We start from the raw sequence: 13668 nt of genomic DNA, 5'->3' as shown, positions 1-13668 counted from the left end.
CGGGCCGGGTGTTAGAGTCGGGGACCATGCGCTCCCTGCACTCCTGGCGCGCGGCGCTCGCCGCGGGCCTGCTGCTCCTGGCTCCCGCGGCGCGGGCCGACGGACGCGAGCCCTCCACCGCCACCTCCCATACCACCACGTACGAGCAGCTCGAGGTGTTCGCCCGGGTGCTCTCGTACGTGGAGAACAACTACGTGGAGCCGGTGGACGGCAAGAAGCTGATGCACGGGGCCATCCGGGGGATGCTGGAGACGTTGGATCCGCACACCCTCTACATGCCGCCCGAGGTCTTCAAGGAGATGAAGATCGACACCTCCGGCGAGTTCGGAGGGCTGGGCATCGACGTGGCGCGCAAGGGGGATGGCATCGTGGTGGTGGCGCCCATCGACGACGCACCAGCGGCGCGCGCGGGCATCCGGGCGGGGGATGAGATCGTCGCCATCGACGGCGAGAGCACGCAGGGGATGGACCTGGCGGATGTGCTGCAGCGGATGAGGGGTCCGGCGGGGAAGCGGGTGCTGATGACGATCATGCGCGAGGGCTTCAGCGCGCCGCGCGAGCTGGCCATCATCCGGGACCACGTGCGCATCATCTCGGTGGAGGGGGCGCTGCACGGGGGCATCGCGCACCTGAAGGTGAAGAACTTCCAGGACCGCACGGCGCAGTACCTGCGCAAGGAGCTGGAGCGGCTGCGAGGGCTGAATGGGGGCAAGCCGTTGCGCGGGGTGGTGTTGGACCTGCGCAACAACCCGGGAGGGCTGCTGGACCAGGCGGTGGCGGTGAGCGACCTGTGGCTGCCGGGGAACCTGCCCATCGTGAGCACGCGGGGGCGCAACGGGGCTGGGGGGAGCGAGGAGCGGAGCAAGGATCGGGACACGGAGCCGGACTACCCGCTGGTGGTGCTGGTGAACGCGGGGAGCGCGTCGGCATCGGAGATCGTGGCGGGGGCGCTGCAGGACCACGGGCGCGCGACGATCCTGGGGACACAGACGTTCGGGAAGGGGAGCGTGCAGACGGTGATCGAGCTGGAGGACGGCTCGGGACTGAAGCTGACGATCGCGCGCTACTACACGCCGAAGGGGCGGAGCATCCAGGAGAAGGGAATCACCCCGGACTACCAGGTGCCGGAAAAGCCGGGAGGGAAGGGGGAGAAGGACCAGCCCAGGGAGAAGGACCTGGAGAGGCACTTCAAGGCGGAGCCGGCGGTGGTGAGCGAGCCCGTGGGGACGCCGAAGCCGAAGTCGCTGCCCGAGATGAAGGACTGGGAGGTAGCGGCGAAGCTGGCGGACCATCAGTTGAAGATGGCGCTGACGTACCTGAACGGAGTGGTGAACGGCGGAGCGCGCGCGCCAGCGAAGGCCAGCACCGAGACCCGCTGATTCCCCCATCTCCCCTCTCCCTCTGGGAGAGGGACGGGGTGAGGGTATCCGCCTCCCAGGTTGAACCCGAGCAGAACCCATAGGTTCCCCGTCCATGTCCCCCACGCCCCCACTACTCGATGACATGCTCGTCTTCGCCGAGGTGGTGAGCGCGGGAGGAATCACCGCGGCGGCGACACGACTGGGACTGCGCAAGTCCACGGTGAGCCGGCGCCTGTCGGCCCTGGAAGAGAGGCTGGGCACGAGGCTGCTGGAGCGCAACACGCGGCGGGTGCGGCTCACCGAATCAGGGCGCGAGTACCACGCGCACTGTGCGCGGCTCGTCGCCGAAGCACGAGAGGTGAACCGTGCGTTGAGCGAATCACGAGGCACGCCCCGGGGAACACTGCGAGTGGCCACGTTCTCGCTGCTGGGCGAGCTCCTCGCGCCGGTCATCGCGGAGTTCCTCCTGCGCCATCCGCAGGTGCGCGTGGAGGTGTCACTGGCGCAGGCGCACGTGGACCTCGTGGCCGAGGAGTACGACCTGTCCCTGCGTACGGGGCCGCTGACGGACTCCTCTCTGGTGGCGCGTCGGCTGGGCCACGTGCGTACCGGCTACTACGCGAGCCCGGCCTATCTCAGCCGGCGTGGAACGCCCCGAACCCCGGATGACCTCGAGGACCACGAGTGCGTGCTGGTCGCGGACCCGGGGACGGACGAGGTGTGGTTCTTCGCGGGCCCACGCGGCGCGCGCACGGTGCCGGTGCACGGCCGTTTGCAGGTGCCGAGCGTGCGCGCCGGCCACGCGGCGGCCCGTGCCGGGCTGGGCCTGGTGCGCCTGCCCACGGTGCTCGTGGCGGACGACGTGCGTGCCGGCGTGCTCGTCCCGGTGTTGGAGGAGGTGTCCCCGCCGGGCCTCCCCATCTACGCCGTCTTTCCGAGCAGCCGGCAGCTTCCCCCCAAGGTGCGAGCCTTCCTCGAGATGCTCGCCCAGCGCAGCGCCGCGCTGCCCTGGGAGGAGAGCGCCGCGCCCGCTCCGGTGCCAGGACGCACCGAGCGGCGCACGCGCTGAATGGGGCTCTTCGCGGAACAATCCATTGCGCCCCGGGCTCTCGTCCGCATGGGGTGCCGCCGTTAAGTCTTGCCGTGTGAGGCCGGGCGGCGGTCACGGAGGCCGCACCCCCGACCCCCAGGAGACGAGGAGCACACCATGGCCAAGGACATCATCCACTTGAACGACTCGGACTTCCGCCGCGAGGTGCTGGAGGCGGAGGAGCCCGTGCTGGTCGACTTCACGGCGTCCTGGTGCGCACCGTGCCGGGCCATCTCACCGACGGTGGAGGCGCTCGCCACCGAGTACAAGGGCCGCGTGAAGGTGGCCAAGCTCGACATCGACGACAACCAGGCGACGGCGCAGCAGTACGGCATCCGGTCTGTGCCCACCCTGCTCTTCTTCAAGCAGGGCAAGGTGGTGGGACAGATCGTCGGGGCGGTGCCGCGAGCGCGCCTGGAGAACGCGTTCCAACAGGTGGTCTGAGCTGTGGGAGGATGCGGGCCTCTTTCTTCCACCGAGGCCCCCATCCTGATGCGTCGTGCCCTGCTTCCGGCCCTCCTTCTTCTGACGACCCTTCCCGCGAACGCCGCCGAGCCATCGCCTCAACGGGCCTGGCAGCGAATCCGCAAGGCCCGCATCCAGCAACTGCTCCCGGCCGCGATGGAGCGCGCCCAGGTGGACGCCTGGGTCGTGCTGTGCCGGGAGAACGACAACGATCCCCTGGCCGCGCACATCGGCTGTGAGAACGCGGGCTCGCCGGCCGCGTTCCTCTTCCTGAAGCAGAAGGGGGGAGTGCGCTCCATCGCGCTGTCTCCCTCGGGCGAGGCCCGGGCGCTCCAGGACGTGGGCACCCACGACGAGGTGGTCTCCCTGGAGCGGGGCGTGGACCTCTACACCCGGGTCGCGGCGCGGCTCTCCGAGGCGAAGCCGCGGCGCATCGCGGTGAACTCCTCGCGCAAGTTGACGGTGGCGGACGGGCTGTCGGCCACGCAGCGCGAGCGGCTCGTGGAGGCACTGCCCGCCGCGCTGCGCGGCCGCCTCACCTCCTCCGAGGAGCTCGTCTTCGAGTGGTTGTCCGTGAAGCTGCCCGAGGAGGTGGAGATCATGCGCAAGGCGGCGGCGCTGACGGCCTCGCTCCAGGAGGAGGCCTACCGCACGGTGGTGCCGGGGAAGACGCGGGACTCGGACGTGGCGCGCTTCCTCAAGAAGCGCATGGCGGAGCTGGGCGTGGAGGACGGCTGGCAGCCGGACCAGAACCCCAACGTGAACTCCGGCCCGGACCGGGGCCACTCGCACGCCACGGACCGGGTCATCCAGCCGGGCGACTTCATCCAGACGGACTTCGGCATCCAAGTCGAGGGCATGTGGGTGACGGACATCCAGCGCTTCGCCTACGTGCTCGCCCCGGGCGAGAAGCAGCCTCCGAAGGAGGCGCTGGAGAAGTGGGAGAAGTCCAAGAAGGGGAGCCGGGTGGCGCTCGCGGCGTTGAAGCCGGGAGTGCGTGGCTACGACGTGGACAAGGCCCAGCGGGACTGGATGCGCGAGGTGGGCTCGGAGCCGGTGCCCTGGGGGACGGGGCATCCGGTGGGCTACTGGGCGCACGACGTGGGCCCGGCGCTCTCGGGGGCGCAGATGGGCAAGCCGCCCGAGGGGTGGGCCTTGAGGCCCATCCGTCCCGGGCAGGTCTTCGCCTTCGATGGCTTCTTCGCCTGGAAGCTCGCGACTCCCGGCGAGACGAAGACGCTCTCCGTCGAGGAGATGGCGGTGGTGACGGAGAAGGGCGCGGAGTACCTCATTCCACCGCAGGAGGAGCTCCTCCTCATCCCCTCGCCGGCACCGGCCCCGTAGACCCGCCGCCGGGGCGTCCTACCGGGGCACGACGCGAATCTGGAACAGCTTCGGCCAGCGCTTCCCGGTGACGAGGAGCCGGTCGTTGGCCGCGTCGTAGGCAATGCCGTTCAACACGTCCTCGCGCCCGACCTGGTCTTCTGGCGGGAGGAGCCCCGTGAGATCGATCCACCCGGTCACGTGTCCCGTGGCCGGGTCGATCTGGGCGATGACGTCGCGCTTCCACACGTTCGCGTAGACCTCGCCGTTCACGTACTCCAGCTCGTTGAGCTGCCAGACCTCGGCGCCGCCGTCGGTCACCTTGACGGTGCGCCGCACCTCGAACGTGGCGGGGTCCAGGAAGCGCAGCGTGCTGGTGCCGTCGCTCAGGATGAGGGAGGTGCCGTCGTCGGTGAGCCCCCAGCCCTCGGTGGAGTAGCTGAACCGGCCCAACTCCTGGAACGTCGCGGCGTCGTAGATGAAGCCCACACGCGAATCCCAGGTGAGTTGGTAGAGCCTGCCATCGAGGAGCGCGAGCCCCTCGCCGAAATACTGCCGCGCGAGCGCGTGTGCACGCAGGACGCGGCCCGTGTCGAGCTCCACCTCGCGGACGTCGGACTCCCCTCGGATGCCCGTGCTCTCGTACAGCCTGCCATCCCGGTAGACGAGTCCCTGCGTGAAGGCCTGGGGGTCATGTGGCCAGCTGTGGACGACCTCGAATCCAGACGTTGGCGCGTGCTTCGAGGGGAGGCGCTCTCCCGCGCAGGCGAGCACGGTGAGGGGTACGAGGAAGCAGAGCCGCGCGAACACGGTGCATCGGGTCGTCACGAGGAAGGGCTCCTGGGAGGAGGGGACTTGATTAGCACCCGCCCGTGTCCGACCGCGAGGGGGCGCTTGTCAGGCCCAGGCCGCGCGATCGTCCCTGGCGGCGTGCTCACGGGAGGTTTCATGCGCGAGGACATGTTCAAGGTCATCGTCGAGCGGCCGCGGATGCGCATTCCGAAGCGCAATGGGAGCCACTACCCGCGAGGCCGCTTGAAGATTGACCGGGGCGATTTCGAGGAGGCCCCGAAGCGCGAGGGCATGGGCCGGGGCTACGGCTACAAGTACCTCAACGAGAACCTGGCGCCGCTTCGTCGTTTCCTTCGCTCGTGCGTCGGCCGTCCGTGGAATGACGTGTACTCGGAGATCTGCGAGCACGTCTCCCTCGACAGCGCCGTCAAGAAACACATCCTCGAGCACCTCGACCAGTTCGTGTACCGGCAGGTCCGGGAGAGCGACGGCGGGATCTACGAGGCGATCGACTCCTACGGCAGACCGGTCGAGCTCGAGCCGGGCTCCAGATGGGGTCGTCTGTACGTCTGCCCGCGCACCGGTCTGCTCCGGGCCTACGAGCGCAAGCCCTGGGTGCCGAGGTTCCCGGGCCGGGAGCTCGACGAGTGGCACGACGTCCGGAAGATCAACGGCAGCTGGCACCTCGTGCGGTTCGCGCCCGTGCCGGCCTCCATCCAGGAGAGGCGCGACGCATATGACATCGTCTTGAGGAAACATGTCCTCAACCTGGGCGGCCGGAAGGGGGAACTCAAGGCCGCCTGGGGACGGCGGGATCGCTACGCCTGTATGCTGCGCCGGCTGAGTCAAAAGGAGTACCAGCGCCTGCTGGGCGGGTGAGCCTCAGAACCCCAGCGTGCGGATGGCGTGGCGGATGGTATCCGCGCTCCGGCGCAGGCCCTCGCGCTCCGATTCGCTCATGGGTATCTCCAGGGCCGTCTCCACGCCGGTGCGGTTGACGATGCTCGGCACGCTCATGCACACGTCGCTGATGCCGAGGTACCCGTCCAACCGGGAGCTCACGGGCAGCACGCGTTGCTCGTCGTACAGCACCGCCTCCAGGATTTGCGCCGTGGCCAGACCGATGGCGTAGTTGGTGGCGCCCTTGCCCCGGATGATGTGGTACGCGGCATTGCGCACGTTGTCGAAGATGTGGGTGCGGTCCTCCTCCGTCAGCTTCGCGTGTCCCGGGGCCGACCACTGGAGCAGCGGCACGCCGCCCACCGTGGCCGAGCTCCACAGCGGGAGCTCCGAATCTCCGTGCTCGCCGGCGATGAAGGCGTGCACGTTCTGCACCGCCACGTTCAGCTGGCGCGCGATCAGGAAGCGGAAGCGCGAGGAGTCCAGCACCGTCCCACTGCCGAAGACCCGCTTCGACGGCAGGCCGCTCAGCTTCTGCACCACGTACGTCAGCACATCCACCGGGTTGGTCACCACGAGCAGCAGCGCGTTGGGGGCCACCGACAGCAGCTTCGGCACGAGCGTGCGGCACAGCTCCACGTTCGCACCCGCCAGCTCCATCCGCGTCTGACCGGGCTTCTGCTTGGCCCCCGCGGTGATGACGATCACATCCGCTCCCGCGCACACGCCGATGTCGTCCGATCCCTCCAGCGTGGCCATGGGGACGAATTGAAGCCCATGGTTCAGGTCCAGCACCTCCGCGTTCACCTTGTCCCGGCTGATGTCGTAGAGGGCGAGCTGCTTGGCCACCCCCCGGATCATGCTGGCATAGGCGATGGTGGCCCCTACTGAACCGGCTCCGATGATTGCGATCTTGCTTACACGCTCAGGCATAGGCGGCGCAGCCAACCACACCCGCACGTGGGGGCTCCAGGTTCATGAGCGCGGCCCGTCAAGCCGCGAACGGGGTGGACGAAGAATGTGAACCCACGGTGGAGGCGTCGTGACACGCCCGACACGACACGGGCGCGTGGGCGCCTCCACCGTCTTCACTCACGCCGCGGCTGCCGGCCGGCACTCAGCGACGAGCGCCGCCACCGCCTCGTCCCAGGGCAGGTCGCGCTGCTCGCCGTCCCTCCGCCGCAGCCGGACGGCGTTCTTCTCCACCTCCCGGTTACCCACCACCACCAGCCACGGCACTCCAGCCTGGTGTGAGTCGACGATCTTCCGTGAAAGCGACTCACCCCGCGCATCCACGCTCGCGCGGCAGCCCACCTCGCGCAGCTTCGCGGCGAAGCGCTCGGCGTAGCCCGCGGCCGCCTCGGCCACGGACGCCACGACGACCTGCTCCGGTGCGAGCCACGCGGGCAGGGCGCCTCCGTGGTGCTCCAGCAGCATGCCCATGAAGCGCTCCAGGCTTCCGAGAATCGCTCGGTGGAGCATCATCGGCCGGCGCTTCTGTCCCGAGGCGTCCACGTAGTGGATGTCGAACCGCTCCGGCAGCACCAGGTCGAGTTGGATCGTCCCGCACTGCCAGCTGCGGCCAAGCCGGTCCTTCAGGACGAACTCCAGCTTGGGCGCGTAGAAGGCCCCCTGGCCGGGCTGCATGACGCACTCGAGCCCCGCCTGTTTCGCGGATTCGAGCAGGAGCGACTCGGCGAGATCCCACATCTCGTCACTTCCGGCGCGCTGGGCGGGACGGCTGGAGAAGGCCACCTCCACGTCCTCGAAGCCGAAGTCGGCGTAGAAGGCGTGGAGCGAGCGGCAGAAGCGGGAGACCTCCTCTCGCATCTGCTCCTCGGCACAGAAGACGTGGCCGTCATCCTGCGTGAACTGGCGCAGGCGGAACAGGCCGTGGAGCGCTCCACCCGGCTCGTTGCGGTGCACGAGCCCGAACTCCCCCAGCTTCACGGGCAGGTCCCGGTAGCTGGGGGACATGCGCTGGACGAGCTGGATGTGACCGGGGCAGTTCACTGGCTTGACCGCCATGTGCCGCCCGCCGTCCTCGGCGAGCAGGAACATGTTCTCGCGGAAGTTGTCCCAGTGGCCGCTGCGCTCCCAGAGGGGCTGGGCGAGGATTTGAGGCGTCCTCACCTCGAGGAAGCCATCGCGTTGCATCTGTTGCCGGACGCGGTTCTCGATGAGGCGGTACAGCAGGTAGCCGCGCGGGTGCCAGAAGACCATGCCGGGCGCCTCCTCCTGCATGTGGAAGAGGTCCAGGCGCTGGCCGAGGGAGCGGTGATCGTGTTCTTCGAGCATTTCAGACTCCGAATCAGGAAAAGAGGCCTTCCGGTCGGAGCACTGAGCGCTTGCACGGACGCCCCGGCCGGAGAGGCGGGGCAGGGAACCGTGCGTTCGTCAGCTCATCACGCGCGCACGAATCCACTCCCGCCGAAGAGAGTGGCGGTGGTGGTCGTGGTGGTGATGGCGGAAACGAAGCTCACGTCACGCAAGGTGCGTGTGCACGCGTTTTTTGTCAAGCCGGGTTCCGGCGACTGTCTGGCCACCGTACGGCGCACGGTGGCCCGTGTGAGGCTTTGTCAGGACGCGCGTTGCTCGCGCGTCCCCTGCAATTTCTCGAGCCGCTCCGCGGTGCCCCGGGCGCCCATGGCACGGGCGTAATCGAGTGCCGTGCGCCCGTCGGCGTCCTTGCGCTCCGGATCCGCGCCGTACGCGACCAGCAGCTCGAGCACGTTCTTCCGGTCGAACATCGCCGCGAACATGAGGGCCGTCTTGCCGTCCGGCCCCGTACCGTCGACGCGCGCGCCGTGGTCCAGCAGCAGCCGTGCGATGTCGAGGTTGCCCTTGAAGGCGGCACCGGCCAGCGGCGTCTGGCCACGATCGTTGAGCCGCTCCGGATCGGCCCCGTGCTTCAGGAGGAGCCGGGTGGTCTCCTCGTGGCCGAGGTAGCTCGAGAGCATCAGCAGGGTGTCTCCCCGCTCGTTGGTGAGGTTGGCGGGCAGCCCCGCCTCGAGGAGCCTCCCCAGGAGGGCCGTCTCCCCGGCCCTCGCGTGCTGGAAGGCCGTGCGCGCCAGCTCCAACACGTCGTTGTCCGTCACCATCGGTCGCGAATCAGGGGTCTGTGCCTTCATGGGAAAGTCCTCGAAGAGTGGGGGAGGGAAGTGGGTTCAGCGCGAGCGGCGGCGCTCGTGGACGGCCTTCGCGATGCGCGAGCCGTACTCCTCGTCGGCGTTGCGGAAGTGGGCGATGCTGCGCGCGATGATGTCCTCGCGGCTCACCTGTGAGAGGCTGCCCGCGATGTTGTTCACCAGCCGCACGCGCTCCTCCTCGCTCATCACCCGGTACAGGGCGCCGGCCTGCACGAAGTCGTTGTCCTCGGCGTGCCGCACGGGGACGTAGGTGCCCGTGGAGCCACTAAGGGAGACGCCGAGGCCCGGGTCCTCGTTCGTCTGCGCGGGGCCGTCGAAGCTGTTCGGCTCGTAGTTCTTGGCGCGCCCACCGTTGCCGTCGAAGCTCATGGCGCCGTCACGGCCGTAGTTGCGCGCGCCGCCCTGCACGCCCCTGGGCGAGTTCACCGGCAGCCGGGTGTGGTTGATGCCGAGCCGGTAGCGGTGCGCGTCGCCGTAGGCGAAGAGGCGCGCCTGGAGCATGCGGTCTGGCGAGGGGCCGATGCCCGGCACGAAGTTGGACGGGTCGAGCGCCGCCTGCTCCACGTCGGCGAAGTAGTTGTCCGGAGCCCGGTTGAGCACCAGCTGGCCCACCTCGATGAGGGGGTAGTCCTTGTAGGGCCACACCTTGGTGAGGTCGAAGGGGTTGAAGCGGTAGGTGGGCGCGTCGGCCTCGGGCATGACCTGAACCTTGAGCGTCCACGAGGGGAAGTCGCCGCGCTCGAGCGCCGCGTAGAGGTCGCGCTGGTGGTACTGCGGATCCCTCCCGCCGATGGCCGCGGCCTCCTCGGAGGAGAGGGTGCGGATGCCCTGGTTGGTCTTGAAGTGGAACTTCACCCAGAAGCGCTCGCCCTGGGCGTTCACCCACTGGAAGGTGTGCGAGCCGAAGCCATCCATGTGCCGCAGCGTCGCGGGGATGCCGCGGTCACCGAAGAGCCAGGTGAACTGGTGCGTGGCCTCGGGCGAGTGCGAGAAGAAGTCCCACTGGTTGTCGGGCTCCTGGCAGTTGGTGAACGGGTCGTACTTCTGCGAGTGGATGAAGTCCGGGAACTTGATGCCGTCGCGCAGGAAGAAGACGGGGGTGTTGTTGCCCACCAGGTCCCAGTTGCCGTCCTCGGTGTAGAAGCGGACCGCGAAGCCGCGCGGGTCGCGAGCGGTGTCGGGGGCGCCCTTGGAGCCGGCCACGGTGGAGAAGCGCAGGAAGACCTCGGTGCGCTTGCCCTGGGCGTTGAAGAGCTTCATGCGCGTGAAGCGCGAGATGTCGGGGTTGGTGACCTCGAAGTAGCCGTAGGCGCCCGAGCCCACCGCGTGCACCACGCGCTCCGGGATGCGCTCGCGGTTGAAGCGGGCGAGCTTCTCCAGGAGGTGGTGGTCCTGCAGCAGCACCGGGCCCGTGGCGCCGGCCGTCTGCGAGTGCTGGTTGTTGGCGACGGGAGCGCCGGCCTCGGTGGTCAGATGGGGACGATTGGACACGTGAACTCTCTCCTGGGTGGTGTCACGGCGTTCGTGACGAGGAGAAAAGTAGAGAGTTCGTGCTGAGTTGCCCAAGACATCGTTCCGATGGGATTGATAGGCTGGGGCTATCGGTTCTCCAGACCCATGCCTTCCATCAACGACATCTCCCTGAGGCAGTTGGAGTACGTGGTCGCCGTCGCGGACCTGCTCGGTTTCCGGCGGGCGGCCGAGCACTGCCACGTCTCCCAGCCGGCCCTGAGTGCGCAGATCCAGCAGCTCGAGGACGTGTTGGGGGTGAAGCTCTTCGAGCGGGACAAGCGCAGGGTGATGCTGACCGCCGCCGGGGAGGACCTGGTGGCGAGGGCGCGCCGGGTGCTCACCGAGGCGGGAGACATCCTGTCCGCGGCGGCCCGGCTGTCCGACCCCTTCGCGGGCAGTCTGCACCTGGGGGTCATCCCCACCATCGCGCCCTATGTGCTGCCCGAGGTGGTGCCCGCGCTGACGAAGCAATACCCCCGGCTCCAGCTCCGGCTGCGCGAGGAGAAGACGGAGTTGCTCGTGCGGGCCCTGGGAGAGGGGCGGCTGGACGCGGCGTTGTTGGCGCTCGAGGCCGACCTGGGTGATCTGGAGCACGCCGTCATCGCGGAGGACCCGTTCGTCGTCGCCGCGCCCCCGGGGCACCCGTTGGCGAAGAAGAAGCAGGTGCAGCTCCGGGACCTGGACGAGGAGAACGTGCTCCTGCTGGAGGATGGCCATTGCTTCCGGGGACAGGCGCTCGCCCTGTGCACGCGGGTGGGGGCTCGCGAGGTGGACTTCCGCGCCACCAGCCTCACCACCCTGGCTCAGATGGTGATGGCGGGTGTCAGCGGCATCACGCTGTTGCCCTCGCTCTCGGTGCCCATCGAGAACCGGCTGGGCCAGCTCGTGGTGCGTCCCTTCTCGGACCCGGTGCCGAGCCGCACCCTCGTCCTCGTCTGGCGGCCGGGCTACCCCCGGGCCGATGCGCTCCGGGAACTCGCCGGCACGCTCCGCTCCGTGTGGCCCGGGCTCAAGAATCCGGCGAAGCGTTCCTAACGCATCGAATAGGTGTAGCGGACGGGTTGTCCGTTGCGCTCCACTTCCAGCTCGATGCGCGAGGCATCGCGCAGCTGGTGGAAGGCCTCGAGCCCCTGCTCCACGCTCTCGAGTGAGAGCCCGTTGATGCGCCGCAGTGTGTCCCCGTTCTGGAGGCCCAGCCGGACGTAGAGCGAGCCGGGCCGGATGGCGAACATCTTGAATCCTTGCGGCTTGCCGTCCCTGAAGGCGGGGGCGATGCGCGCCTGCATCAGCAGGTCGCTGGGGTTGGCGAGCAGGGTGTCCACTTCCTGGCGTGAGAGCTCGTAGACCTGTGGCCCCACCTGCCGGATGGCGATGCCGGACGTCGCTTCCGCCGGGGCCGGAGGACTGGAGGCACGCGGTTCCGTGCTCCCGGTGTCCTTTCCGGAGTCGGAGCCGATGTACTCCAGCCGCCCCGCGTTCAGGATGAGCACCCGTGTGCGCTCGATGGCGATCACCTCCGCTCCGAGGACCTCCCCACCCGTCCATACCGAGCGCGTGCGGCGCGCGGGTCCCTCGTACACGGACGCGAGGGAGATGGCCGGAGGGGACGCCATCATCGTTCCCAGCAGCTTCAGCTCCAGCACGGTCGGCATGGGCCCGTCTCCCGTGTCCGTGGGGATGACCTGATCACGCAGCTTGTCTGGCAAGCCTGTGTACCGGGCGAGCGGCGCCAGGGCGAGCGGGGTGGGCAGCTCCTCCTTCTTCGGCGGGGGCGGTGCCGTCTGCTCGAAGGAGGGGAATGGCAGGAGCCATACCTCCACCACCGAGTTCACGGCGTGCGCGGCCGTCAGGCCCAGGCAGGCCGAGCAGAGCAGGGTGAGTGCGCGGAACGAGGGGCGGACGAGGGTGGACATCGGACGTCTCCTGTGAGGTGTCGTGGATGCCCGGTTCCCTGAGCAAGGCCGGGACCAACGGCCGCGCCATGGGCCTCTTCAGAGGGAAGACGGTCTCTGTCCACCGCGTGGACCGCGCCCATGGCACGACAAGCTGTCAGAGGTGTCTCGCGGGACGTGACAGCGCGTCCCCTTCCGCTAGCCTCTCCGGATGCTCACCGAGGTCAGCGCGGGTCCCTATACGGTTCGAGGCATTTCGGTCGGAGGCGTCTACACCTCGCTCCAGGTGCCAGAGCTGGGGGTCGTGCTCGATGCCGGTGTTCCCATCCGCTCCTTCGCCGGGACCGATCGCATCTTCTTGAGCCACGGCCACTCCGATCACGCCAGCGCGCTCGGCTCGTTGCTCGGCATCCGCACCCTCATCGGCAAGGCGCCTCCCCAGGTCTTCCTGCCCGCGGAGATCGAAGCCCCCGTGCGCGAGGCCCTCTCCGTTCAAGGCCGGCTGCACCGCACCGAGACCGATGTCGAGACCGTCCCGATGCGCCCGGGTGATACGCACCACCTGGGACATGGGTTGTGGGTTCGCGCCTTCCGCACGCACCACACCGTCCCCTCGCTCTGCTACCAGTTCCTCCGCCGCGTCTCGAAGCTCAGGCCCGAGCATCAGTCGCTGCCTCCCCAGGAGATCGCTCGCAGGCGCAAGGCGGGCGAGGACCTCTTCGACGAGGTCGAACACCTCGAGCTGGCCTATGCCACCGATACCCTCTCGCGCGTGCTGGAGACCGCTCCCTCGCTGCTCGACAGCCGGGTGCTGATTCTCGAGTGCACCTTCATCGATTCGAAGCGCACCGTGCAGGATGCTCAGGAGCGCTCACACATCCACCTCGATGAGATCTTCGCGCGCGCCGAGCTCTTCCAGAACGAGGCTCTCGTGTTGATGCACTTCAGTCAGGCCTATGGTCCGGAGGAGGTTCATTCCACCATCCAGGCTCGCGCCCCCGCACGGCTGCGCGACCGGCTCCGGATCTTCGCTCCCGCTTCGGGCCGCTGGTTCGGGTGACGGAGTGGGGAAGCCGGGCGCGGATACCCTCACCCCGTCCCTCTCCCAGAGGGAGAGGGGAGGTGGGCGCGGCGCGGCCACTCGGCCACGGCGTGGTTTGATGGACACGCTCGCTCCGTGTGGC

The 13668-nt window shown here is 68.8% G+C and carries 13 protein-coding genes; 7 read left to right on the top strand and 6 right to left on the bottom strand.

Features of this window, described 5'->3' with window-relative positions:
• The first annotated feature begins 26 nt into the window (after positions 1 to 26).
• The 4 genes from NR810_RS38075 to NR810_RS38060 all read left to right on the top strand — a co-directional run bounded on the left by NR810_RS38075 (position 27) and on the right by NR810_RS38060 (position 4260).
• Positions 27 to 1379, top strand: coding sequence for a S41 family peptidase (locus NR810_RS38075; protein WP_257459791.1), 1353 nt, complete (start codon positions 27 to 29; stop codon positions 1377 to 1379).
• A 94-nt stretch (positions 1380 to 1473) separates the two neighbouring features.
• The gene (locus tag NR810_RS38070) at positions 1474 to 2430 is read left to right on the top strand and encodes a LysR family transcriptional regulator (protein WP_257459789.1); all 957 of its coding nucleotides are present in this window, start codon (positions 1474 to 1476) and stop codon (positions 2428 to 2430) included.
• A 138-nt stretch (positions 2431 to 2568) separates the two neighbouring features.
• The gene (trxA, locus tag NR810_RS38065) at positions 2569 to 2895 is read left to right on the top strand and encodes a thioredoxin (RefSeq protein ID WP_257459788.1); all 327 of its coding nucleotides are present in this window, start codon (positions 2569 to 2571) and stop codon (positions 2893 to 2895) included.
• A 48-nt stretch (positions 2896 to 2943) separates the two neighbouring features.
• Entirely contained in the window at positions 2944 to 4260 is a 1317-nt protein-coding gene (locus NR810_RS38060; protein ID WP_257459787.1) for a M24 family metallopeptidase, read from the top strand.
• Between the two features lie 18 nt (positions 4261 to 4278).
• Here the strand turns inward: NR810_RS38060 and NR810_RS38055 are convergent, their stop codons facing one another.
• Positions 4279 to 5067, bottom strand: coding sequence for a glutaminyl-peptide cyclotransferase (locus tag NR810_RS38055; protein WP_257459785.1), 789 nt, complete (start codon positions 5065 to 5067; stop codon positions 4279 to 4281).
• Between the two features lie 120 nt (positions 5068 to 5187).
• Here NR810_RS38055 and NR810_RS38050 point away from each other — a divergent pair, with 120 nt between their 5' ends.
• On the top strand, positions 5188 to 5910 hold the full coding sequence (locus NR810_RS38050) for a hypothetical protein (protein WP_257459783.1): 723 nt from the start codon (positions 5188 to 5190) through the stop codon (positions 5908 to 5910).
• 3 nt (positions 5911 to 5913) lie between these two features.
• On the opposite strand, the gene NR810_RS38045 is transcribed toward NR810_RS38050, so the two are convergent.
• The 4 genes from NR810_RS38045 to NR810_RS38030 all read right to left on the bottom strand — a co-directional run bounded on the left by NR810_RS38045 (position 5914) and on the right by NR810_RS38030 (position 10571).
• Positions 5914 to 6864 carry an L-lactate dehydrogenase gene (locus NR810_RS38045; protein ID WP_257459781.1) on the bottom strand — a complete coding sequence of 317 codons (951 nt, stop codon included), beginning with the start codon at positions 6862 to 6864 and terminating at the stop codon, positions 5914 to 5916.
• A 159-nt stretch (positions 6865 to 7023) separates the two neighbouring features.
• The gene (gene thrS / locus NR810_RS38040; protein WP_257459780.1) at positions 7024 to 8229 is read right to left on the bottom strand and encodes a threonine--tRNA ligase; all 1206 of its coding nucleotides are present in this window, start codon (positions 8227 to 8229) and stop codon (positions 7024 to 7026) included.
• A 281-nt stretch (positions 8230 to 8510) separates the two neighbouring features.
• On the bottom strand, positions 8511 to 9062 hold the full coding sequence (locus NR810_RS38035; RefSeq protein WP_257459778.1) for an ankyrin repeat domain-containing protein: 552 nt from the start codon (positions 9060 to 9062) through the stop codon (positions 8511 to 8513).
• Between the two features lie 36 nt (positions 9063 to 9098).
• The gene (locus NR810_RS38030; RefSeq protein ID WP_257459777.1) at positions 9099 to 10571 is read right to left on the bottom strand and encodes a catalase; all 1473 of its coding nucleotides are present in this window, start codon (positions 10569 to 10571) and stop codon (positions 9099 to 9101) included.
• 126 nt (positions 10572 to 10697) lie between these two features.
• On the opposite strand from NR810_RS38030, the gene NR810_RS38025 reads away from it, so the two are divergent.
• Positions 10698 to 11627: a LysR substrate-binding domain-containing protein gene (locus tag NR810_RS38025; protein ID WP_257459776.1), complete on the top strand. Its 930-nt coding sequence runs from the start codon at positions 10698 to 10700 to the stop codon at positions 11625 to 11627.
• Here NR810_RS38025 and gspC read toward each other — a convergent pair.
• Positions 11624 to 12505, bottom strand: a complete 882-nt coding sequence (gene gspC / locus NR810_RS38020; protein WP_257459775.1) for a type II secretion system protein GspC — start codon at positions 12503 to 12505, stop codon at positions 11624 to 11626. The two genes, NR810_RS38025 and gspC, sit on opposite strands and share 4 nt — an antisense overlap.
• Before the next feature lie 190 nt (positions 12506 to 12695).
• Here gspC and NR810_RS38015 point away from each other — a divergent pair, with 190 nt between their 5' ends.
• Positions 12696 to 13544 (top strand): MBL fold metallo-hydrolase, encoded by an 849-nt coding sequence (locus NR810_RS38015; protein ID WP_257459774.1) that lies wholly within the window; start codon positions 12696 to 12698, stop codon positions 13542 to 13544.
• Positions 13545 to 13668 lie beyond the last annotated feature (124 nt).

This window comes from Archangium lipolyticum, assembly GCF_024623785.1.
Taxonomy (GTDB): Bacteria; Myxococcota; Myxococcia; order Myxococcales; family Myxococcaceae; genus Archangium; species Archangium lipolyticum.
The sequence above is the reverse complement of the archived record's forward strand: the minus strand, read 5'-3'. Positions and strand labels throughout refer to the sequence as shown.

What these genes read in the sequence shown, in the direction of transcription:
- NR810_RS38035 (WP_257459778.1), bottom strand. Translation starts at nt 9,062, where the DNA reads ATGAAGGCACAGACCCCTGATTCGCGACCGATGGTGACGGACAACGAC.
- trxA (WP_257459788.1), top strand. Translation starts at nt 2,569, where the DNA reads ATGGCCAAGGACATCATCCACTTGAACGACTCGGACTTCCGCCGCGAG.
- NR810_RS38060 (WP_257459787.1), top strand. Translation starts at nt 2,944, where the DNA reads ATGCGTCGTGCCCTGCTTCCGGCCCTCCTTCTTCTGACGACCCTTCCC.
- NR810_RS38025 (WP_257459776.1), top strand. Translation starts at nt 10,698, where the DNA reads ATGCCTTCCATCAACGACATCTCCCTGAGGCAGTTGGAGTACGTGGTC.
- NR810_RS38075 (WP_257459791.1), top strand. Translation starts at nt 27, where the DNA reads ATGCGCTCCCTGCACTCCTGGCGCGCGGCGCTCGCCGCGGGCCTGCTG.
- gspC (WP_257459775.1), bottom strand. Translation starts at nt 12,505, where the DNA reads ATGTCCACCCTCGTCCGCCCCTCGTTCCGCGCACTCACCCTGCTCTGC.
- NR810_RS38015 (WP_257459774.1), top strand. Translation starts at nt 12,696, where the DNA reads ATGCTCACCGAGGTCAGCGCGGGTCCCTATACGGTTCGAGGCATTTCG.
- NR810_RS38045 (WP_257459781.1), bottom strand. Translation starts at nt 6,864, where the DNA reads ATGCCTGAGCGTGTAAGCAAGATCGCAATCATCGGAGCCGGTTCAGTA.
- NR810_RS38050 (WP_257459783.1), top strand. Translation starts at nt 5,188, where the DNA reads ATGCGCGAGGACATGTTCAAGGTCATCGTCGAGCGGCCGCGGATGCGC.
- thrS (WP_257459780.1), bottom strand. Translation starts at nt 8,229, where the DNA reads ATGCTCGAAGAACACGATCACCGCTCCCTCGGCCAGCGCCTGGACCTC.
- NR810_RS38070 (WP_257459789.1), top strand. Translation starts at nt 1,474, where the DNA reads ATGTCCCCCACGCCCCCACTACTCGATGACATGCTCGTCTTCGCCGAG.